Source organism: Bacillus andreraoultii, assembly GCF_001244735.1.
GTDB lineage: Bacteria > Bacillota > Bacilli > Bacillales > Caldibacillaceae > Caldifermentibacillus > Caldifermentibacillus andreraoultii.
In genome coordinates, this window is record NZ_LN868937.1 from 738,095 (window position 1) to 760,943 (window position 22,849).

At 34.6% G+C, this 22,849-nt stretch carries 17 protein-coding genes, 1 other RNA gene, 1 pseudogene and 2 CRISPR repeat arrays; of the genes and pseudogenes, 16 read left to right on the forward strand and 3 right to left on the reverse strand.

Annotated elements, in window-relative coordinates; translation table 11 throughout:
• The first annotated feature begins 99 nt into the window (after positions 1-99).
• The 15 genes and pseudogenes from BN2144_RS08685 to BN2144_RS19900 all read left to right on the forward strand — a co-directional run bounded on the left by BN2144_RS08685 (position 100) and on the right by BN2144_RS19900 (position 19,529).
• Positions 100-849: an alpha/beta hydrolase gene (locus BN2144_RS08685; protein ID WP_033827879.1), complete on the forward strand. Its 750-nt coding sequence runs from the start codon at positions 100-102 to the stop codon at positions 847-849.
• Positions 850-960: 111 nt separating this feature from the next.
• Entirely contained in the window at positions 961-3,267 is a 2,307-nt protein-coding gene (gene rnr / locus BN2144_RS08690; protein ID WP_033827880.1) for a ribonuclease R, read from the forward strand.
• A 529-nt stretch (positions 3,268-3,796) separates the two neighbouring features.
• A complete protein-coding gene (smpB, locus tag BN2144_RS08695; protein WP_033827881.1) occupies positions 3,797-4,264 on the forward strand; it encodes an SsrA-binding protein SmpB in 468 nt (155 codons plus the stop codon).
• Between the two features lie 146 nt (positions 4,265-4,410).
• Positions 4,411-4,749: a transfer-messenger RNA gene (gene ssrA, locus BN2144_RS19150) on the forward strand.
• 1,426 nt (positions 4,750-6,175) lie between these two features.
• The gene (locus tag BN2144_RS08700; RefSeq protein ID WP_139017876.1) at positions 6,176-7,954 is read left to right on the forward strand and encodes a hypothetical protein; all 1,779 of its coding nucleotides are present in this window, start codon (positions 6,176-6,178) and stop codon (positions 7,952-7,954) included.
• Positions 7,955-7,971: 17 nt separating this feature from the next.
• The gene (locus tag BN2144_RS08705; protein ID WP_033827883.1) at positions 7,972-8,934 is read left to right on the forward strand and encodes a DevR family CRISPR-associated autoregulator; all 963 of its coding nucleotides are present in this window, start codon (positions 7,972-7,974) and stop codon (positions 8,932-8,934) included.
• A gap of 9 nt (positions 8,935-8,943) precedes the next feature.
• A complete protein-coding gene (locus tag BN2144_RS08710; protein WP_033827884.1) occupies positions 8,944-9,651 on the forward strand; it encodes a hypothetical protein in 708 nt (235 codons plus the stop codon).
• Between the two features lie 4 nt (positions 9,652-9,655).
• Positions 9,656-12,136: a CRISPR-associated helicase/endonuclease Cas3 gene (locus tag BN2144_RS08715; RefSeq protein ID WP_033827885.1), complete on the forward strand. Its 2,481-nt coding sequence runs from the start codon at positions 9,656-9,658 to the stop codon at positions 12,134-12,136.
• A complete protein-coding gene (cas6, locus tag BN2144_RS08720) occupies positions 12,129-13,091 on the forward strand; it encodes a CRISPR system precrRNA processing endoribonuclease RAMP protein Cas6 (RefSeq protein ID WP_033827886.1) in 963 nt (320 codons plus the stop codon). Before BN2144_RS08715 ends, cas6 begins: the two co-directional genes overlap by 8 nt.
• A gap of 124 nt (positions 13,092-13,215) precedes the next feature.
• Entirely contained in the window at positions 13,216-14,238 is a 1,023-nt protein-coding gene (gene cas1, locus BN2144_RS08725) for a CRISPR-associated endonuclease Cas1 (RefSeq protein WP_033827887.1), read from the forward strand.
• Positions 14,239-14,240: 2 nt separating this feature from the next.
• Positions 14,241-14,519, forward strand: coding sequence for a CRISPR-associated endonuclease Cas2 (cas2, locus tag BN2144_RS08730; RefSeq protein ID WP_033827888.1), 279 nt, complete (start codon positions 14,241-14,243; stop codon positions 14,517-14,519).
• 2 nt (positions 14,520-14,521) lie between these two features.
• A complete protein-coding gene (cas4, locus tag BN2144_RS08735; RefSeq protein WP_033827889.1) occupies positions 14,522-15,163 on the forward strand; it encodes a CRISPR-associated protein Cas4 in 642 nt (213 codons plus the stop codon).
• Between the two features lie 447 nt (positions 15,164-15,610).
• Positions 15,611-16,769: direct repeats of the CRISPR family, unit length 37 nt; unit sequence GTTACATTGATAATGACCCACACTTGGGGATTGAAAG.
• A 109-nt stretch (positions 16,770-16,878) separates the two neighbouring features.
• Positions 16,879-18,098: direct repeats of the CRISPR family, unit length 37 nt; unit sequence GTTACATTGATAATGACCCACACTTGGGGATTGAAAG.
• Positions 18,099-18,610: 512 nt separating this feature from the next.
• A pseudogene (locus BN2144_RS20745) lies at positions 18,611-18,891 on the forward strand (alcohol dehydrogenase); the annotation flags it as partial.
• 189 nt (positions 18,892-19,080) lie between these two features.
• On the forward strand, positions 19,081-19,275 hold the full coding sequence (locus BN2144_RS08740; RefSeq protein ID WP_187366990.1) for a hypothetical protein: 195 nt from the start codon (positions 19,081-19,083) through the stop codon (positions 19,273-19,275).
• A gap of 86 nt (positions 19,276-19,361) precedes the next feature.
• Positions 19,362-19,529 carry a hypothetical protein gene (locus BN2144_RS19900; RefSeq protein WP_154665503.1) on the forward strand — a complete coding sequence of 56 codons (168 nt, stop codon included), beginning with the start codon at positions 19,362-19,364 and terminating at the stop codon, positions 19,527-19,529.
• Between the two features lie 261 nt (positions 19,530-19,790).
• On the opposite strand, the gene BN2144_RS08745 is transcribed toward BN2144_RS19900, so the two are convergent.
• From BN2144_RS08745 to BN2144_RS08755, 3 genes are all read right to left on the reverse strand, one after another.
• The gene (locus tag BN2144_RS08745) at positions 19,791-20,078 is read right to left on the reverse strand and encodes a hypothetical protein (protein WP_033827891.1); all 288 of its coding nucleotides are present in this window, start codon (positions 20,076-20,078) and stop codon (positions 19,791-19,793) included.
• An 81-nt stretch (positions 20,079-20,159) separates the two neighbouring features.
• Positions 20,160-20,693: a hypothetical protein gene (locus BN2144_RS08750; RefSeq protein ID WP_139017878.1), complete on the reverse strand. Its 534-nt coding sequence runs from the start codon at positions 20,691-20,693 to the stop codon at positions 20,160-20,162.
• Positions 20,694-20,777: 84 nt separating this feature from the next.
• Positions 20,778-21,440 carry a helix-turn-helix domain-containing protein gene (locus tag BN2144_RS08755; protein WP_033827893.1) on the reverse strand — a complete coding sequence of 221 codons (663 nt, stop codon included), beginning with the start codon at positions 21,438-21,440 and terminating at the stop codon, positions 20,778-20,780.
• A 456-nt stretch (positions 21,441-21,896) separates the two neighbouring features.
• On the opposite strand from BN2144_RS08755, the gene BN2144_RS08760 reads away from it, so the two are divergent.
• Entirely contained in the window at positions 21,897-22,661 is a 765-nt protein-coding gene (locus BN2144_RS08760; protein ID WP_187366992.1) for a polymorphic toxin type 44 domain-containing protein, read from the forward strand.
• The last annotated feature ends 188 nt before the right edge of the window (positions 22,662-22,849 follow it).

Consider the following 22,849-nt stretch of genomic DNA (forward strand, 5'->3'; position numbering starts at 1 on the left):
CATTCACTTAAATGTGGAAAATCGTACAATCGAATACGTTTAATCTTTTGTTTTTCGAGAAAAATATGGATAGTTGTGTTATAGAGAGGAAGAGTTATCTTGAAAATGATTGCACCAAAACCATTTACATTTCACCGCGGGCCAAGAGCTGTATTATTGCTGCACGGCTTTACAGGAAATAGTGCAGATGTACGGATGTTAGGCCGGTTTTTAGAGAAAGAAGGTTATACTTGTCATGCTCCGATTTATCGCGGACATGGAGAAGCACCAGAAGAATTATTAAAATTTAATCCCTCTGATTGGTGGGATGATGTTGTTCAAGCATATAAAGATCTGAAAAATATGGGACATGATGAAATTGCTGTTGCTGGCCTATCACTTGGTGGCCTCTTTACGTTAAAGTTAGGGTATTCCATGCCAGTAAAAGGGATTGTCCCTATGTGTGCACCGATGTACTTTAAAAATGAAGATGCTCTTTATCATGGCGTTTTACAATTTGCAAGAGAATATAAGGAAAAAGAAGGAAAAACGAAAGAACAAATCGAAAAAGAAATGAGCGCATTTGATTCTCAAGATTTAAAACTACTTTTAAAGGATAACAAACTTTTAATGAATGAAGTGAAACAGAATATCGAAATGATTTACGCACCTATCTTTATTGTACAAGCAAAAAAAGATCAAATGGTCAATATTGATAGTGCAAATATTATTTATAATGAAGTGGAGTCAATAGAGAAATCGATAAAAATGTATGAGGAATCAGGACATGTCATTACATTAGATAAAGAAAGAGATCAACTTCATAAAGATATCCTACAGTTTTTAAATAGCTTAGATTGGAAAGACTAAGGGTGAAAGGTTTTTAAGAAACAATGCCTCGTAACGAAGGTTTTTATTCTACATAAGATTGGAAAGACTACTTAACGGGACATTTGTTATAAAAGAAAGGAGGTTTTTTCTATGGAACAACAAGTTTTAGTAGAAAAATTACTCGAATATATGAAAGAAGAAGCGTATAAACCATTGACGGTTAGTGAATTAGAAGAAGCTTTAGGAATACAAGATTCGAGTGAGTTCAAAGATTTTGTAAAAACACTTGTGTATATGGAGGAAAAAGGACTTGTCGTTCGGACGAGAAGTAATCGTTACGGACTTCCGGAAAAAATGAGTCTTGTTCGTGGTCGAGTATCTGGTCATGCGAAAGGTTTTGCATTTGTTGTACCGGATGAACCAGGGATGGATGATATTTTTATTCCACCCGGTGAAACAAATACAGCTCTAAATGGGGATATCGTTCTTGCACGTGTGACGAAAGAAAGCTCGGGAGCAAGACGAGAAGGGACGATTATTCGAATTTTAGAACGGGGAACGAAACAAATTGTCGGTACATATACACAAAGTATGAATTTCGGTTTTGTGATTCCAGATGATAAAAAGTTCAATGGTGATATTTTTATCCCGAAACAAGCGTCGATGGGAGCAGTTGAAGGACATAAAGTAGTCGTGAATATTACGGTTTATCCTGAAGGTAGAATGAGTGCAGAAGGAGAAGTTATTCAAATACTAGGTCATAAAAATGATCCAGGTGTTGATATTTTATCGATTATTTATCAACATGACTTACCACTGGAATTTCCAGATGAGGTGATGGAACAGGCGCAATCGACGCCAGATGAAATTGATCCGAGTGAATTAAAAAACCGCCGCGATCTTCGTGATCAAGTGATTGTTACGATTGACGGGGCGGATGCAAAAGATTTGGATGATGCCGTGACCGTGACAAAGCTTGAAAATGGGAATTATAAGTTAGGTGTACATATTGCGGATGTTAGTTATTATGTCACAGAAGGAAGTCCGATAGATAAGGAAGCATTTGAACGCGGTACAAGCGTGTATTTAGTAGATCGAGTAATCCCAATGATTCCACACCGATTGTCAAATGGCATTTGTTCCTTAAATCCACAAGTTGACCGTCTAACATTATCGTGTGAAATGGAAATTGACGAGCATGGAACGGTCGTTAGTCATGAAATTTTTCAAAGTGTTATTAAGACAACGGAGCGGATGACGTATTCAGATGTGAATAAAATTTTAGTTGATAAAGATGAAGAAGTGCGGCAACGGTACGAGAAACTTGTTCCGATGTTTGAAGTGATGGAAGAGTTAGCATCGATTTTACGTCATAAACGGATGAACCGTGGGGCGATTGATTTTGATTTTAAAGAAGCAAAAGTATTAGTTGATGAAGAAGGTCACCCGACAGATGTCGTCATTCGTGAGCGATCTGTTGCCGAGCGACTTATAGAGGAGTTTATGCTAGCGGCGAATGAAACGGTTGCGGAACATATGCACTGGTTAGAACTTCCATTCATTTACCGAATTCACGAAGATCCGAAAGAAGACAAGTTACAACGATTTTTTGAATTTATTACGAACTTTGGGTTGATTGTTCGTGGAAAAGCAAATTCCGTTCATCCTCGGGCTTTACAGGAAATTTTAGATGAAGTACGTGGAAAACCGGAAGAGATGGTTGTGAATACCGTCATGTTACGCTCGATGCAACAGGCAAAATATTATCCGGAAAACTTAGGTCACTTTGGGTTATCGACAGAATACTATACGCATTTTACTTCACCAATTCGCCGTTATCCGGATTTAATTGTTCATCGATTAATTCGAACATATTTAATCAATGGAGAAATCGATGAAGGTACACAGGCGAGATGGAATGCAATGTTAGATGAAATTGCAGAACATACATCAAAACGAGAACGCCGAGCAGTCGATGCAGAACGAGAAACAGATGAATTGAAGAAAACGGAATATATGATGGATAAAATTGGGGAAGAGTTTGACGGGATTATTAGTTCTGTAACAAACTTTGGAATCTTTGTCGAGTTGCCGAATACGATAGAAGGGCTCGTTCATGTCAGCTATTTGACCGATGATTATTATCATTATGATGAACGTCAATATGCGATGATTGGAGAAAGAACCGGGAATGTCTTCCGGATTGGCGATGAGATTACTGTTCGTGTCATTAACGTAAATAAAGATGAACGTTCCATCGATTTTGAAGTGGTTGGTATGAAGGGAACAAGACGAGTGGAGCGGAAGGCAGCACCGAAAGTCGTTGTCGCAAATCCGGATAAAAAACCGAAAAATGTCGACAAGAACGGGAACGCAAGACCAGACAAAAAGCCGAGAAAGAAAAAGAAGTTTTATGAAAATGCCCCGAAAGCAAAACGGGAAGGAAAACGGAGATAGATTTTATTCGCTAAAGCCTCGTGATTCAGTTTTTTACACGGGGCTATTTTCATGTTAATGGTTAAATACAAGGAAAGACAACTTCAACTAAATATGGAATAAAGTAAAACTAGTATGTTCCCTATCGTAGTAATAAGCATATGAGTATAACTTTTTCAAACAGACTAGATTCTTTGTTCATCACGCATAAACAACAAATAATAAACAAACGTTAGTATCACCATATAAATGAAAGTTGTATAAGGTTCATTTTTATATATCGAAAAAAAGTCGTAAAAAATTAACGAAAAATCAGCTACCTATTAAAAAATAATCAATTGTTTTATTTGGTCACCCTTGGAGAATGATTGATGTTTGAATATGGTCTATTATCCGAATTAAAAAAATCTTAACATATACAAATGAAATAAAATCCAATTCTCTTTAAACGGTATATAAAAACATCTTGAGTAAATCACAGAATTTCCCAGGCAAAATTGATTTTCCTCTGAATTTTTGTTAAAATTAAAGTTCACTGGGGGAATGTTCTATGCCAAAAGGAAAAGGAAAAATCGTTGCCCAAAATAAAAAAGCATTTCACGATTATTTTATCGAGGAAAGGTATGAAGCAGGTATTGTTTTACAAGGTACTGAAATTAAGTCGATTCGTGCTGGTCGTGCAAACTTAAAGGATGCATATGCCCGAATTGAGAAAGGTGAAGTATTTCTACACAATATGCACATAAGCCCATATGAACAGGGAAACCGGTACAATCATGATCCATTACGGACACGAAAGCTACTACTTCACCGAAAAGAAATTAGTAAATTAATTGGTGAAACGAAAGAATCCGGTTATTCGCTTGTTCCATTAAAAATTTATTTAAAAGATGGTTATGCAAAGGTCGAGTTGGCACTTGCAAAAGGGAAGAAGAAATACGACAAGCGAGAAGACTTGAAGAAAAAAGAAGCAAAACGTGATATTGAGCGTGCATTCCGAGAAAGACAAAAAATGTAAAAAGAACCAAAACATCACATTTGTCTTTTCCTCTAATTTTGCTATAATAAAGATGTCGCAAGGGAACTGATAAGCGACGAACATTACATCTGAATAGTAGCTAAGTAAAAAACTATTTCCTAGTTCCTATACTAACATGGGGACGTTACGGATTCGACAGGGATAGTTCGAGCTTAGGCTGCGAGTCGAGTCGGCGAGCTCGTAAATAACGCCACGCCAATAATAACTGGCAAATCTAACAATAACTTAGCTTTAGCTGCCTAATAAGCACTAAGCTGCTCCTTCCTCCATCGCCCACGTGGTAGGGTCAGGGGCTCACTTGAGTGGGATACGCCGGTTGCCTGCTGTCTGAAGGCGAAGGAAGAGAACAATCAGACTAGCGATTACAAAGCCAGTCGATAGGCCGAGTAACTCGCGAAATACGAATATATCGACTACACTCGTAGATGCTTAAGTGCCGATATCTCTGGACGTGGGTTCGATTAAGTATTAGTCGCCTTATGGGGTAACTCATAAGTGAAAACCTGGCTTTATCGGGGAAACCTACCTCACCTTGTGTGACACGGCAATCCCGAGCGGTATGTGGAGTAATCCAACAGCCGTGTATCGACTTATAGGCTGCCAAACTTCTGGTAGTACTAGGATGGGCAATGCTACCTAGCATCTAGGTAAATATAGATTGTCCATAAGACGCCAGGGGACCAAGTTTATAAAGATTCGAGCTTGGTCTAAGAGATAGTCAGTGCCATGACGAAAGCATGGAAGAGCACGTCCCACCGTCTCCACCATACATAACTTGGTGGATAACCTAATACACAATAATAGACCAGTCATCGCGACTGGTCTATTTTATATTGAAAAATTCCTCTTCAAAAAGAAGTTTGTTTTTTAACTGTACCGAATTATATTTTCCATTTCTAGGAGTAACAGATTCATAGTGATTGAGTATATACCTAGCCCTAAGCCGCTTTTGATTTACTCTTAAAAATGGTTCTATTTGTTGTAATATGTATAAGACTTTATTTTTACTTTTATACTCAAGGTATAGAAATTCCTAAGTTTACTTGGATTGTAAGTTTTCTTGCTGTTTATTGTTCCATCAACTATGGACTTAATGAATACTAATAATTCCTTGTCGGTTGATGCTATTGATATGCAAGGTCGCCTATGTTATTTTGGTTCACTCTAGTTAAAAAAATTGCTCCTTCTCCAAAATCATCCTGCCAAATTTCCATTCCCTTCCACCTCTTAGAACAAATAAGTATTTATATTCTAATTATAATTTATTGAATTTATATTTAAAGGGTTTTGATGATTACATTTAATACAATTAATACTACAAATTGACAATGAAAATTTATTTAGCCTAACACCTTTTTGCCGCTTTTTTGATATTAGTTATCATATATCGCCTCCATAAGGGTACTTTTTGACTGTATCAAAGAGTAATTACAAAAATAAAGCCTAATTATAAGTTTCTTATTTTGTTGGGTTTGAATTTAAATAATTATGTTTAAAATCCCTTGGATGGGGGTAATAATATACTAGAAAGAAAAAGGTGGTGGGAAAATGATTAATTTTGAATCTTTAATAAATATCATAATTATAGTATTAAAAATGTAAAAAGCTCTTAAAAACAAGTCTTAAGAGCATTGAGTGAGTGGTTAATTGATTTTATAAGGACTCCGAATCCACTCATAACACATTATAGATATGTACTGTATAATTAGTCTAGCGTGACCTAATAAGAGGGATTGAAAAAATTAAAAGTACTCTTTTTTTGTTAGGGTTTGACCCGTTTTAGGGGATTGTCATCCAATTATTAACTATTTTTGAATTTTTTTGGAGGTAGAAGGAATTTTTAAGATATTGTCGAAATTTGTAATTAACCATGAAAAAGGTGGGATGAGTTTGAATTATGTTTGGGTAGAGAAAACTACGAATACATATTCGGATTGTTTGAAGGCTTATGGAATCACTTATTTGCTTGGATTATTAGCTAAGCAAAATAGTAACAGCACAATTTTACTAAAACAAACACCTTCCCATTATTTAATTGAGATATCTGATGAAATGTATCACAACTGGGAACGTTATGTTGATTCGTTTGAGACAAAATATATCATGCCCTTCATCGATAATACCGCAGAGGACGAATTTTCAGATGGAAATACATTTTACTTAAAAGTGGAAAAGGGAAAAAAAGAGGCTTATCAAACTTATTTAATGGAAGGTCAGGATAAAAAAGGTATTGGAGAAGAACCGCCAAAAGAACTTGCCGACTACCATATCTATTCTCTTTATCAAGGGATGAAAGTTTTAACTGCTCACAACAAAATGGCCGAGATTTTCCAACAAGATCCAGAATTGATAAAAATTGTATATCGCTGGATTTTCCTAACGGGTACTTCTCCTCTAATGAACATGGGTGAAAAAATAAAAACCTTTAAAAAACTTGTAAAAGAATATCAAAAAGGTTCGGGGAAAAAAGTACCCCTAAAAACTACGGTTAATGCCCTTTCTTTTTTTAATCCAGTTCAAGCGAAAGGGGTAAATAATAAAGGAGCAACGGGAATAAGTCCAAGTGGAGTACAAAGTTTTGTACTCGATGAATTGTTTAAAATGTTAGGTGTTACACAAGGATCTGTTGGAAAATTAGTGAAAGTAGGGACCAATTCTTATGATTGTCTCTTACTGGTTATCGACCCTAAAGAAGTAGCAAGTGAGGATGTTTTAACAATCGTACATAATATAAAGTCCAAAATTAAAGCTCCAAGCAGAACTTACTTTGAATTTTCCACGTTAATGTACACAATTACGGAAGTCCTTAGATCGTTATTGAAAAAGGAAGAAGGTATTTCTCCAAACTTAATCGATTATGTTGGGGGGGTATACTGCGCTTACTTTAAAGATTTAGGACAAGCCAAGTCGGTTATGAATCTATCTTATTATCATTTACCTTCTTGGGTAAGGATTGAAAATGAAGAGGAATTGGAACGGTACGATCGATTATTTACTGATATCATAGATAAAGTCGATAAAATTAGACGTGATGAGAATATTCTCCAAGATCTTGATCAGCCGTTGAACCATTTAGTCACCTTTATATCTACAGGACGATTAGAATCATTTTTCATTTTTGTTCAAGCGTATCATTTTAAAGTGTTTAACGCTACTTATGAGAAAAATAACAAATTAAAATTGAAACCGTTTTCCGATAAGATTTTGCAGGAGGTCATTATGAAAAGTAATCAACCATATTCAAAAATAGTGGAAGACACAGGCTTTATCAATATTTCAAGGGCAATTTTTCAAGCAACACTAGGCTTACAATATCAAGAAAAAAGTATAAGGAAATACCCAGTTCATTATGATTTGCAGCATAAACTCAAACAAAATGCTCCATACAAGGAAAAGTTTATCACGACATTAACAGATTTTGTTGCGACTTTTAATAGTGAGAATGCAAGAGTGTTCGAGTCAAACAAAGCAAGAGGGGAAGACAGTCGTACAAGAAAAAATATTACCGATCAGGATCTAGTTTCTGTCATTAATCTAGTCGATGAGTTTGGAAGCAATTTGGTTGGTAGTTTATTAGTTGCTTTTGGATATGCAAAAAAAGAAAAGGACACTGGAGATAAAAATAATGAATCAGCAGAAATAAATAGCGAATCAAAAGTAGAACTTTAATGGAGGATGAATGATCAATGACGAAAGAAATTTATTCTATTTCAATTTCAGGAGAATTATCCCTTGATTTGCATGCATTAAATAATGAACGAAGCGAAGGAAACCAGACGTTTACACGGCAAGTAACTGTACTAAATAAAGATGGAGAGCTTACAACGGTAAATGCCATTTCTGGGGATATGTTTAAACATATTCAAGCAAAGCATCTACACACTATCAGTTTAGAAGAGGGTTTGACTCTGTGCAATGGCTGTTTAAATTTTGATTCTAATCGAATTGCCAGTGATAAAGAGTTCACATCTAGTTATAAAAAAGATACACCAGATGAGGAAGTTTATCGCACCATTATTCATAAGTGTGTATTGGATGATATTGAAGGGATGATGGCAACAGCCAATAGCAAAAATGTTGCCCGAAAGTCGATTATTGAGTTTGGTTGGATAGTTGGAAAGCCGGAAAAAACATTTACAGAAAACTATTTTCACCTAAAAAAGGCAACTAATGCTAGCCTTGTGGAAGGAGAAAAAGCGGAAAATTCGGGTCAAAATATTTTCTACCGTCCGCTTAACACGGGGGTATATGCGACGGTTATACATTTAGAAACAGCAAGAATAGGTTTAAATGAAGCATCACTGAATTATGATGTAGATGATGAGGAAAGAAAGAAACGATACGATGCATTGTTAAAGAGTGTACTGTACACCTTTTTGAAAACAGAAGGTGCCATGAGAGCTTCTCAAGCCCCACATTTACATGATTTTAAAGGGGTTATCACCGTTAGCTTTTCTTCACTGCCTGCACCTTCCGTCAGTCCACTCAATGACCAATATCAGGAGGAAATTGCTACCATTACTGCCAACCTTAATGAAATGGATAGTGCAAAACAAGTAGAACTTTTGAAATTTAATAGTATTAGCGAATTCACGAAAAATATTAGGGATTTAATGCAGTACGCCCCAGGTTCCATTGTGAGAAAGTAGGTGAATCCTATGTATTTAGTCGCGAAATATATACCTGTATCCTTATTTTCATTGAGGGAAAGTGATGCAACAAATGTAGTCGCATCCTCTTACCTACATCCGTCACCGTTTTGTATAAAAATGACGTTGGTTTCTTTATATTTACAAGTGTACGGGAAAGACGGTGTAGAAGAGTGGGTGTCTTTTTTAAAAGAATTACGCGTGTATATAAAAGGTTCCTCTAAAATTGTTGTTAATAATATGATGATAAAAATAAGAAAACTTAACGATAAAGCGAAAAAAGAAGATAGAGATGCAGGAATTAATATAAATTCTACTGTTAGTTATCGTGAGTTTGCTTATTTGCATGATTCGATTGAAGTTGCTTTTGGAACAAATATAGATTCTTTTCAACATAATGAAACAACCCTTAAACGTTTATTGCTTCATGTTAATTATTTTGGCAATAGAGGTTCGTTTTTTCAATGGAAAGAGTTTTATAAATTAGACAGTGACCTACCGGCTAATTTTACGAAGCAATTGAATAATACATTTGATATTAGTCAGTTAGGGCTATTGAAGAAGATGGATGATTTTTCGGATGGGGTTACTTTTGATAAGTTAAATATTTATAGCGATGCCAAGAAAGCAAATAATCGTCTGACGAATGTTTTTGTTTTGCCCTATGAAAAAAAGTACTCCACTCGCTCTTACACTTTTTATGAACGAAGGGGGTAAAAGGGTGCGCTTAGCAGAAGATAAGATAGATTCTCTTTTTCAGGAAATGACGAGAAAGCTGGATACGAAGTATAATAAAGGATTTACTCCGCTTAGTTTCCAAAAGCAAATCATCGATGCTCATTTAAATAAAGGAAAAAATGTGATCTTACATGCTCCGACTGGGGCGGGAAAAACACTTGCAGCACTCGCACCCTTTTATATTAGTAGGAATTTAAAAGGGGAGATTGATTTTCCCAATCAGGCAATGTATATTTTGCCGTTAAGGACATTAGCTTATAGCCTTGCTGAGGAGGCGGAACAGGCAACAAATCAATGGAAAGTAACGACTCAAACTGGTGAGGTGCAAATAGACCCGTTCTTTTTAGACGGGGATGTAATATTCACGACAATTGACCAAGCTCTAAGCGGAGCATTAACTATCCCGTTATCTCTATCCTTTCGTTTGGCCAATATAAATGCTGGAGCTTGGATAGGAAGTTATCTTATATTTGATGAATTTCACTTGTTAGATACGAATCGAGCATTTCAAACGACAATTCATTTATTAAAACAACTGTGTGTAGATATGCCGTTGACAAGATTTACAATTATGACAGCAACATTATCTAAAGAAATGCGCGAATTTTTGGCGAAGGAACTGAATGCGGTACATATTGAAGTGACAGAGGAAGATCTACCAAAAATAGAATCGCAATATCAGAAGAAGAGGAAAGTTGTTGCACATTCGATTACTATGAATGCGGACGAGATTCTTTCAAAGCACCAAAATAAAACGATAGTGATTGTTAACCAAGTGAACAGGGCAACTGCCTTGTATCAAGTAGTAAAAGAGAGACAGCCAGCTGATACGGAAGTATTCTTATTGCATGCCCAATTATTATCGGACGACCGAAAAAGTGTTGAAAAGAAATTAAAAGAGTATTTCGGAAAGGACGGGAATAAAAAAAGGGCGATATTGATTGCAACCCAAATCATTGAAGTTGGATTAGATATTTCATCAGATATCATGTTAACAGAAATTTCCTCAGGTCGTTCATTTCTTCAACGAATTGGACGAAATGCAAGATTTGAAAATCAAGTAGGAATTGTGCACGTGTATTCTATAGATTATCCGGAAAGCAGTCAACCGTGGCTTCCCTATGAAAAAGAAGATGTAGAAGCAACGGAGCGGTATTTGCAGTCTTTTTCGGGATTTAATTTTGATTATGTCAAAGCCAATGAGATGATGGATACGCTTTATTGCGATAAAGATAAAGAAATCGGAGAGATTCTTAAGCGGAACGATGCAAAGTTTTCATTAGAAATTGCAAGTGCTTATTTGTATCATGAAAAAAGTATGTCAGGTGACTTAATTAGGAAGATCCAAAATGTAACAGTTTTATTACACCATAATACTCCAACTGATGAAACGTTATATCTTTATGAGACAATCTCGATATCGGTTGGAAAATTGAAAGGCTTTATCTCTCGTTTAAACGAAACATCAACCTCATATCATGGCAAGATAAAGAAAGTTGTATATACAAAGTTTGATAAGAAAAATATTAAAAATGAGAAGGACAAGCTTGTTCTCAAAAATATTGAACGTGTGGAGGATATTCATAGTCATGATTTTATTGTTATCCATCCGACATTAGCAACTTATAAAAAGAATGTGGGTCTCATCCTCGGAGAATCCAGTGTGGATGTAACGTATTGCTTTCCGCTGAAAAATGATGAAAAAATAGTTAAACGTTATACTTTTAAAATGGATACACTCGAAGAACATATTCGCGCTTGTCTTGTCGCTTATCAAAGAATTTGCCGTCCGAAAAATAAATACGCTATAAAAGCTTTTGCGAATCTATTTGATTTAAGCGAGGAAGATATAGAAAAGATCATTCACTTCGTTATAGTAACGCATGATATGGGGAAGTTGGAAAAGGCATGGCAAGATAAAGCTCTAAATAGACAATTAGAATATGACCCAATGTTTTCCCGTGATACAGCACTCGCACATACAGATAATCCAAATGAAAAAAAAGTACATTTCCCAGATCACTCAATCTTGGGAGCTGTACTGGCATATCGTTTGTTACAAATGGAAGATAAATATGGGAAAGTAAAGCGTTCTGTTTTAACGGCAATCGCTCACCATCATTCTCCTATTGTGATAGGAAAGAAATGTACGGAAGAAGATTATAAACCTAAATCGCTCAAAAAAGCAGGGGTTATGTTGCCATTGTTGTCAGAAATAAAATGGGAAGTTTCGACTGAACAGTATGTTTCAACGTTAGAGGAGGCAGTGAAGTTTTATGAAGGTGAGAAGGAATGGAAAAATAAATGGTGTTACTGGGGTACTGGCTCTCGTAGTCGAGAATATTGGCTGTATTTATTCTTAGTTCGCCAGTTAAGAATTAGTGATCAGAATTCCTTTGAACATATTTCAACAATTAGGAATAGAGAAAGATTAACCAATATGGGAGTGGACAAAGATGAATGACACGAGTATTACTCATTTTTTAAATGAAGTTCAAATCCTTCAAATAACAGCCATTTACAAAGCGGGCGAGAATGGACTGGAGCTTCCTCATTATCAAGGATCGACCTTTCGTGGTGTGTTCGGACATGTTTTTAAGGAAGTAGCATGTACATGTTCGAATCAAAATATCCACCATGAACACTGTCCATATGCGTATATATTTGAAACACGTTTGCAAGATGAACATCAAAAAATTATTAGTAGTGATGATATACCGCGGCCATTTATTATTTGGGCAGAAAATAATAACAAGTTAAAATTTGCCCCGGGTGAGCGATTTTATTTAACTATCACTATTTTTGGAGAGGCGGTAAAGTATCTTCACTATTTTATATATGTACTGTTTCATATGGGTAAAAAAGGATTTGGAAAAGGAAAACAGCAAGCCGAATTGCGACAAGTTTTTTTAGTTGATGAAGATGGAGATTTTCGCGAACAAATCTATCAACATCAAAAAATCTATTATAATGGGCAAATATTAAACAGTGAAAAAATTACTTCAGGTATAAAAGACGCTTCAACATGTCAGCTCGATTTTATTTCACCTACTCGCCTAAAATACCAGTCTCACTACACCGATAATCCAGAATTTCACATCATTTTCCGGTCTGCTGTTCGCCGAATTACGTCGTTGCTTTATTATCATCACGGCAGACAGCTGCTGGGTATCGATTTTAAAGAGCTTTTTAGAAAAGCAGAGGAAGTAAAGCTCGTTCAATCGGATGTATCGTGGTATGACTGGGAGAGGTATTCTAATCGGCAAAAAAAGCGGATGAAGCTTGGTGGAATTGTGGGAAAAGCAGTTTATGAAGGGGATTTAGATCCTTTTATTCCATGGTTGCAACTTGCTGAGTGGACGCATGTAGGGAAAAATACTACCTTTGGTTTGGGAAAGATAAAAGCTCTGTTTAATTAGTACGTTTATAAATTATTAAAAATCCTTAAAATTTAACCGTATTTAGATTTATTTTTTGCCTATGTTGGGAATACTATAAATATTCACTATTGGAGTTTTATAAATAAAATTAGGAGAGGTAGGTATGCTAAAGGAAATTGTTATTGATGATTATGGGGTGAATCTTCATAAAGTAAGTGAACGACTTGTTCTTAAGAAACAGGGGAAAGTCTTGGAGGAACATGCAATCAAGGAGTTACAGGATTTAGTTATAGGGAATAAATGTGGGATGATTTCAATCAGTTTATTGCAAGAATTAATAGACAATGGAACCCAAGTACATTTTGTGGATTTTAGAGAGGAGCCGTTTACCACCTTATATACGCCAGCCCACCATGGTTCTGTAAAAGCAAGAAGGGAACAATTGCGTGCATATCATGACTATAGAGGAATCGAATTATCCAAAGAAATCATAACAGCAAAAATTCAAAATCAAATTAACACGATAAAATACTATGCAAAAAGTAGAAGAGGCCATTCAATTGAAGAGGAATTAAAAATATTAACTGAATCTATGAGATTTTATATTCAAAAAATAAAAGGGATACAAGGGGAAACAATTGAGCAGATAAGGAAAGAATTAATATCTGCAGAAGCACATGCGGCGAAACGATATTGGAAAGCAGTAAAAATGATTTTGAAAGAAAAAGGAGTGGAGTTCCCCGGTAGAAATTGGCATTCACAAGAACCAGTTAATATGATGCTGAATTATGGTTATGCAATTTTGAGAACTAGAGTAACCTCTGCAATTATTCGAGCAGGCCTTGAAACATATGCGGGTTTTTTCCATGTGGACCGGTCAGGAAGAATCTCCTTTGTATTAGATGTAATGGAAATTTTCCGTCCATCTGTTGTTGATCGACCGATCATTTCATTAATAACTAGGGGACATAAACCAGGATTGGAGGAAAAAGAAGACGGATCACATTTTTTAAATGAAAAAACACTGAAATTATTAAGGGAAAATATTAATAATAGATTAGAAACAAAAGAAGAATTCAGAGGAAATGATTGCTTTTTACGAACAATTATCCAGATGCAGGCTAGAGATATCGCATCATATTTTCGTGATAATAAAAAATTTAAAGGTTATATTTCGAGGTGGTAACCATGAAGATTTTACTGATTTATGATATTACAGAAGATAAATTACGAAACAAAACAGCGAACATGTGCAAGGATTATGGTTTGTTTCGAGTACAATATAGTGCATTCTTTGGGGAAATTAGTAGAAATCTTCATGGCGAATTAATCCGCCGATTAAAGTTTCTTTTAAAAGAAAGCGATAGAAGTAGTGTAATTATTTTCCCTTTAAGTCAAGATAGTTTGGAAAATGTTATAAAAATTGATTTCAATTATTCCGAGGATTCATTGGTTAGCGAGGTGTAGTCGTGTCAATTAACATTACGGATATAAAGCAGTATGTATATTGTCCAAGAGTAGTGTACTATAACTATGTTGAGCCAGTTCCCCGAAAAGTGTCATTTAAAATGGAATATGCAAGAAGTCAACATTTTGAATTAAACCAAAAAGAAAAACGGCGTACCTTAAAGAGGTATAATCTCGTTGAAGGAAAAAGATTTTATGGGTTATCAGTTTCATCAGAAGCATTAAATTTATCAGGAAAACTAGACATATTAATTGATACAGAAGCTGAATCCGGACAAAGGTTTTACCCGGTGGAATGTAAAGATACGGATGGAAAAATTTATAAAAATATTATTTATCAGCTTGTCGCATATGCAATGTGTATTGAAGAAATGACAAATACTCCAGTGAAGAAGGGATACATTTATATCATACCGGAACAAAAAGCGCATCTCATTCATATTACTGACAATCAAAAATTGTATGTTCGTAAAATAACGTCGATGATTAAGAAAATAATACAAGAAGAATATTATCCTGAACCTCGTTCGAAAAAAAGATGTAGGGATTGTGAGTTTCAACGATATTGCAATGACTGTGACCTCCCAAGTTTAGAAGCAATCAAGGAAAATGACAAATTACTGATGAAGAAGTTATTTGGGTAATTAAATGATTGGAAACATGGACTACTTATAGTTGTGGACTTTGTTGGAGAAGCTATTTTAGAAATGTTAAATAACTTCAAGCCAAACATCGTAGAATTGATTTTATATCCAAAAACAGGAGAAGCGATTTAAAGAAAATGAATAACGACTTTTAAAATTATGGGATTAAGGGGATTTCTAATGAACCTGAGTGGATCTGGAGTTTTGGTCTTTTGATTTATTCAAAAGGTTGGGGGATATCTAGTGATTTTGGTATTAAGAAATATTAAAACATTGAGGTTTTATAAATGCTTTAGTAAAATATATATTAACGATACAAAAGAGATTTTCGAGGGAGCCCCCATTTTGTTTACAAACTTTGCATCTTCGAAAAAATATTTATTTAACCTTTTTACAATTACTAAAAAGTCCTTATGTATCAATGCTTTTACTCACTCACCAACTGCGGTTACATTGATAATGACCCACACTTGGGGATTGAAAGTCTTTGACATAGTTAGGCGATAGTTCCGCTCCTTCATGTTACATTGATAATGACCCACACTTGGGGATTGAAAGAAAAGAAATGGAGGTATTTTACCATATTTTTTCTCGATAAGTTACATTGATAATGACCCACACTTGGGGATTGAAAGGGAATCATCATCATCCTTTTGCAGCACGTCTTTAGCGTAAGTTACATTGATAATGACCCACACTTGGGGATTGAAAGACTATGATGTGCTGCTTTTTGAGCAATTAATATATTCTGTTACATTGATAATGACCCACACTTGGGGATTGAAAGGCATAGAAACCTCGTTTTGCTGCTTCATCTGCTATAGTTACATTGATAATGACCCACACTTGGGGATTGAAAGATAATAAAACCATCTTGTTCATTATGTATTTCAATAGTTACATTGATAATGACCCACACTTGGGGATTGAAAGTTTATTACATAACTCTTTTATTGCGTTTATAACGTCTTCAGTTACATTGATAATGACCCACACTTGGGGATTGAAAGTAAACGAGCTGTTGCTCATCATCTTCTTTATTGATAAAGTTACATTGATAATGACCCACACTTGGGGATTGAAAGTATCTCACAAGAATGGAAACAAACTGGATTGCAGAAAGTTACATTGATAATGACCCACACTTGGGGATTGAAAGAGCGAAAGAGGGTCCGGGGGTTTTGGTTCAACAGGCAAGTTACATTGATAATGACCCACACTTGGGGATTGAAAGGTTGCTATTTCTGCATTTGTTGGGAAATCGCCCGCTACGTTACATTGATAATGACCCACACTTGGGGATTGAAAGTCGGAACAATGTTGCCATCCCCTACATCAATATCCATGTTACATTGATAATGACCCACACTTGGGGATTGAAAGATATTTTCTGGTTGCTTGTAAGGTCGCTCTGTTTTTGTTACATTGATAATGACCCACACTTGGGGATTGAAAGTTTCACCCCCTCGTACCATCCGACATTTTTGGCAATATGTTACATTGATAATGACCCACACTTGGGGATTGAAAGGAAATCACGAAAGCGGGCGTTTAATACTCTCGCTTTTGTTACATTGATAATGACCCACACTTGGGGATTGAAAGCTATTCAAAGTAGCTTTTGAAGCTGCACCCCATACATGTTACATTGATAATGACCACACTTGGGGATTGAAAGACTCAAAATGATTTAACAGTTGGTGACATATTTAAGAGTTACATTGATAATGACCCACACTTGGGGATTGAAAGATTCCCTATCGTTGGAATGGAGACCAAAAGACCAGAGGTTACATTGATAATGACCCACACTTGGGGATTGAAAGTGGCAGAAATTCGTTGTTTATAACTTGCTAGGGTTTTGTTACATTGATAATGACCCACACTTGGGGATTGAAAGTAGCTTATAACATGTGTTACGGTGCATGTTGCATTGGTTACATTGATAATGACCCACACTTGGGGATTGAAAGATGTTGCGTTATAGTTTATTGCTTGGTCTTTTGCTTTGTTACATTGATAATGACCCACACTTGGGGAATGAAAGACTAACCGAATCTCATAATCAAACGTTGCCACTAGCGTTACATTGATAATGACCCACACTTGGGGATTGAAAGAGACCTACGCTAGCTGGTCCTATTGCCGCTACAAAAGGTTACATTGATAATGACCCACACTTGGGGATTGAAAGGTTCCAAAACAGACGAGGCCAGCCCCGAAACCTACAGCTGTTACATTGATAATGACCCACACTTGGGGATTGAAAGTTAATATTTCCATACGAAAGTTATCCCCGATGATTTGTTACATTGATAATGACCCACACTTGGGGATTGAAAGTATCTAAAAGTTGCACGTAATCGCTTGTTAAGTCGTAGTTACATTGATAATGACCCACACTTGGGGATTGAAAGAATAATGCGCCCCATGCATACGCTTTTGTTGGGTCTGGTTACATTGATAATGACCCACACTTGGGGATTGAAAGTAAATATCAATACCACGAATTGCACCAGTCGTAATTGTTACATTGATAATGACCCACACTTGGGGATTGAAAGAAAGGAGGCAACTCTCTTAATTTTGCTCTTCCTTCAGTTACATTGATAATGACCCACACTTGGGGATTGAAAGTTGGTAGTTTTTAAAGCCACATTCATCGTCCGGATCAAGTTACATTGATAATGACCCACACTTGGGGATTGAAAGTTGGTAGTTTTTAAAGCCACATTCATCGTCCGGATCAAGTTACATTGATAATGACCCACACTTGGGGATTGAAAGCTAATACAAGCTTTTTAGGTATGTTAACTTCATTCTGTTACATTGATAATGACCCACACTTGGGGATTGAAAGTCAACTGAAAATGTACAAGCCTATGAACGTATTGTTCTGTTACATTGATAATGCCCCACACTTGGGGATTGAAAGGCTGCCGTTGTACCGTATTCAGCTTCATACCATTTAGGTTACATTGATAATGACTCATGTAAGGGAATTGAAACTAACGGACAATCCAAAATATGCATTACGACATATGAACACCCATTGTAATATTTTCTCCAAGGTTTATTTTCGTTTATTTCAACAAGCTTATTCAGCATAAGAGGAAGGTATTCACACTAGAAATTGGGAATGCAGTTAATGTATTAACAAGATTACTTTTTTAAGGAAAAAAATTAATTGAACCAATATTGGCTGATATTCTAATAACAGATATGTCCGATAGCTGGTGGATTGGATATTAATGCCTTTACATGTATATTATCTTTTATTATTCACTTATACGTAAGAAGTGTGGCATTTCAAACAAAAAGGATTTGAATCTGGAAATACTATATCTTTTAAAGAAGATTTTTAGAAGGCTTTATTGTGTTATTTAAATAACATTACGTTGTTGAAGGAGAGTAGTATTTTTGGATGCAAAATGTATTAAATGGGAATTAACTATCGGTCTTTCATCAGGAATTCAAGTAAACTTGCGCAGATATTGTAAATAAAGCAAAAGTGAATGCGGATCTATTCCATTTACGGATTGGAATAAAATTGCCTCGTAGATAAATGGCAACAAACTTTTAATCATTTAATAAGACTAGTAGCTGATAAAAAAATACATTTGATGATGGTGGATTCTAAGTTTGACTTATCGGATGTAAAAAATACCATTGATGTAGAATTATCTAGAAAAACGATAGGGAAAGTATTTTTAACAAAACATAATTAACATTTTGTTAAGGTCGTTGATATATGATTAATTTATAGACGAATTTTTAATTTTACCATTTCGAGTAAACTATTTTTTGCACTAAATATTGGGAGGGTGACGATTATACATAAGAGTGATAATGGATTAAAGGCATTTTTGAAATCAAATTGGACGATAAATTATATTTAAGTAAGTGCGGTCGTAGTGTTGGCACACACAAATGTATTACAAACGTTTGTGACAAGATTAATTTCATTTGAAGTATTTGCAATTCTGCTTGAGTATTTACAAGCTCAATTTAAGTTAGGTGTATTTGATTTAGCCGATACAGTTTTATACAATATAGGTTTTTTTGTTGGTTATTTTATTTCCTTATCGATATTAAGGCTCTTTAAAAGGTAAGCTTTGAAGAGTTTTTGTTCAGCTACCCAAGATAATCCAAAGAATGTAGAATCGTTTGTTCTGATTTAGTTGAGGGGGAATCAGTCGTGAATCTAAAAAGCTTTTTACCTGCTTTTTTGGCAGGTTATCTTTTATGTATGTTGATCGTCTTTCTTGTCTTTGATTTCTTTTCTTTAAGTTTTGTTCTTGGTTCTCTGGTAGGTATAGCTTTATTCTCAGTAATAGTAACTATTGTAAAAAATCAAACCAAGTAAATTGCTTTTGGCATGCACTTCTAGAAAAATAAACGGAATTGAAGGAATGAAAAAGAAGTTTCTAAAAGGTGGGAGGAAGAAAAATAAAATATAAGCATTTGAATATTTAGTCTATTTTGTCACTGTATAAAAGGACATACTAAAATCGGGCACTTTATTACATAAGGAAGCGCCCATTCTTTGTTTAATGAGGATGAACTTTTCAGATTATCTTTATTCTGCCTTTACTGGGGATGGGCAAAAGAGCCACCATATAGTTATCTATTCCATAGTTATTAGGTCTCTTTCATTGATAAAGATAACCTCTTTCTTTTCTTTATCAAAATAATAAACTTTCATGTATTGATATGTATCGTCCTTATCGCTTGTAAGTACACCAAAATATCCATCGCCTAATTGAACCATTTTCGAATGAATTAGGTTTGAATCCCAGTTGTTTGGATCGTAATCGACTGTAACAGTTCTGCTTCCAGTTTCAAATAAAATAAATATGGCAATTACTATTAATGTAATGCGAATTCTTCTTAATTCTTTATTCGTCCCGTCCAACAGAAAACACCTTCCTCCCTCTTTCTATTAAACACGTATTCATTAATAAAATTCCTATTAATCTCTTTCTTTTCAATATTTTCACCTTCGATAAATAACGTTATGGATACTGTTCATAGCAGCTTGATAATAGTGTGCAGATAACTTGTATTTTCTTTTTTTATAATAATATTCAGCTAATTGCTTTAAATAGAAAGCATGTTCAAAAAATAACCCTTTCTCTTTTAATAAAGGCAAGAGTTTCTTAATAACGAGATTTTCTAATAAATCCTCTTTCCCTTCAACTAGTAAATGGTATACTTGAAATTCATAAATGTATATTAAGAAGGAATCATCTAAAAATTCAGTGAGGATCAACCCTTCCTGAATCCACTTTTTAGCATTTGGAATGTCATTTATTTTTATGTACTCTTTTACTAAACTAGAAATAGGTATGATTCTTTTTTGTACAGGACAATCTTTTCGGAGCTCAAGAGTTTTTTTGAAATATGAAATTGAATCCATTGAATGGTCCATAGCTGAACATAACTCTCCAATATTTTGATTGCATAGTGAGAGTAAATTCTTATTACTGATGGTTTCCGAAATTGTAGTAGCTGTCATTAAACAATCCATAGATTTATCGTATAATTTTATTCTCTTATAAGAAATACCTAACAAAAGCAGGCATTCTACACATCTTTTATAATTATACGACTTTTAGTATATTTCTAGTGCCATTTTTCCATACACCAAGCAAAGTTCCACTTTATTTTGTTTATTCGCAGTTAAAGAAATAGAATAATATAAATCTGCCTCTTCTTCTACTTTAAAATGGAAATTTTCATTCAATTCCTTCTCGGCCTTTTGATAATAACGAATTGCTTGATCATAGGATTGCATAAAGTAGAAATAATTCCCAGCAAATTTCATCCAATAATAGTTTTCTTTTCCTTGAAATTCTTTCTCGCTTTTTAACAGGAAAAAATATTGCTTTTCTGCTTTTTCTCTATTATTAATGATAACGAAAAATCGAAGTTTATGGAGTTCTACTAAACGTACAAGCTCTGTATCAATGATGTTTTTCAGATTCTTATTAATATCAGAATAAACGCTGATTGCTTTCTCTTTATTTCCTACTAATAAATAGTTAAACCACTCTTTACAATCTGCTGTTATTTTATCGTTATTTATGCCAGCTGATAAAGATTCTAGACCTAATCTTTCAGTTAATAAATCAATAATTTCCTCTGTTGGTTCCACTTTTCCATTTTCTATTTTTGATAAATAGGATACTGAAATAATACCTTTAGCTAATTTTTCTTGGGTCATTCCTAAATTAATTCGAGAATACTTTAACCTTTTTCCGATTTGCTTTTCCATACAGTTCCTCCTTGTCTTTTTAAAGAAGGATTAATTTTTAAATACTAGTAAATATAATAATATTTATTTTGTATATTTTCAATAAAGTATATATATGTTGAATAAATACCACTTTTTTATTGAATTCAAGAAAATTTTCCATAGAGTAACAATAATATGATCAATTAATAGGAATTATCGGGGGGTTAACGGACTAGACTTTTCTGAATATTTATATACAAATTTTAAAGTTTATTATATTATCTAATTATAGTTGGAATAACCTGCAGCAGGGAGTGATATTCCAATCTAACGGTACCGGAAAAAAGTAAACTTTAGTAATTTCAGACGGGTGCATACCCAATAAGAAAGGCTAACATTACTAGTAATTTTATCAGCAACAGTAACTGGTTATGTGAAAAGTTTTTAATTAGACTTAGGTGTTTTTATCTAGAAATTTTAAGGGGTTGGATGAAGTTGGAAAAAATCGCAATAGTATTTCTCTTTATGTTTGCATGTTTACTCGTGTCCTCACCAGTTTATGCATCAGAAACACATATCGAACTAAACACCTTTGATGAAATACACAATAAATTTATAGATTTGCAACTAATTAAACTAGATAATGATGGTAAGCTTGTAATTGATGAAAAAGTTGATGAGTTAGTTATTGACTCCTCGCTATTAACTGAATACAAGAAAAAAATAGAAGCAGTAAATTTCACGGTTGATGAAGGTATAAATTGGTATGACGAAAACTTACAAATACAAAGTTTAAGTGCTGAAGAAATTGAAGAAAAAGTATATCAAGACTATCAAAAAAGGAAAGTAAAAGAGCCACAAATTATACCGATGGCAGCATATCTTGATGTAAAGAGTTTGGTAGCACGAAATTATAATTCTGTTGAGAATGTGTTAAGAGCTAATGGGGTAACGAAGGCTACTGCATATTGGGTAGGTAAAGTAAAGCCGAAGGGAGCATGGGATTACAAATCGGTGTCTGGTTTCTCCCCATGGAATAAAACTTTTACAATGAAACTACCGAATGGTGCAACTGAGATTCACAATAGTAAATGGTTGGGTAACTACAATTATGGTTATACTGGACGGTTACTTTTTGATTTAAAAACTCTGTTAAATGCCGGAAATCTTGTATCTAAAGTACTCAATGGCATTCCAGATGATTATCAAGCAAAAGAAGCGATTACTAGAGGATTTAACCATGGTATTAAATACGAATAAATTAGACAGTATATTAACCTTTAAATTTTTTGAAGGAAAAGAGTTTTAATTGAATTACATTTAATATGAATCATATGTTAATAGCATAATCTAGAATCTATTCATAAATAATCAAGCAACGAATATCTATAAGATAAAAAAACTACTCTAATGAATATGGTATTAGCTACTAATGAAATAAACACTGA

Bases quoted from the DNA above. Each gene is read 5' to 3' on its own strand.
- cas6 (WP_033827886.1), top strand. From the start codon at position 12,129: ATGAATGACACGAGTATTACTCATTTTTTAAATGAAGTTCAAATCCTT.
- BN2144_RS08750 (WP_139017878.1), bottom strand. From the start codon at position 20,693: ATGGATTGTTTAATGACAGCTACTACAATTTCGGAAACCATCAGTAAT.
- cas1 (WP_033827887.1), top strand. From the start codon at position 13,216: ATGCTAAAGGAAATTGTTATTGATGATTATGGGGTGAATCTTCATAAA.
- cas2 (WP_033827888.1), top strand. From the start codon at position 14,241: ATGAAGATTTTACTGATTTATGATATTACAGAAGATAAATTACGAAAC.
- BN2144_RS08705 (WP_033827883.1), top strand. From the start codon at position 7,972: ATGACGAAAGAAATTTATTCTATTTCAATTTCAGGAGAATTATCCCTT.
- BN2144_RS08755 (WP_033827893.1), bottom strand. From the start codon at position 21,440: ATGGAAAAGCAAATCGGAAAAAGGTTAAAGTATTCTCGAATTAATTTA.
- BN2144_RS08710 (WP_033827884.1), top strand. From the start codon at position 8,944: ATGTATTTAGTCGCGAAATATATACCTGTATCCTTATTTTCATTGAGG.
- rnr (WP_033827880.1), top strand. From the start codon at position 961: ATGGAACAACAAGTTTTAGTAGAAAAATTACTCGAATATATGAAAGAA.
- smpB (WP_033827881.1), top strand. From the start codon at position 3,797: ATGCCAAAAGGAAAAGGAAAAATCGTTGCCCAAAATAAAAAAGCATTT.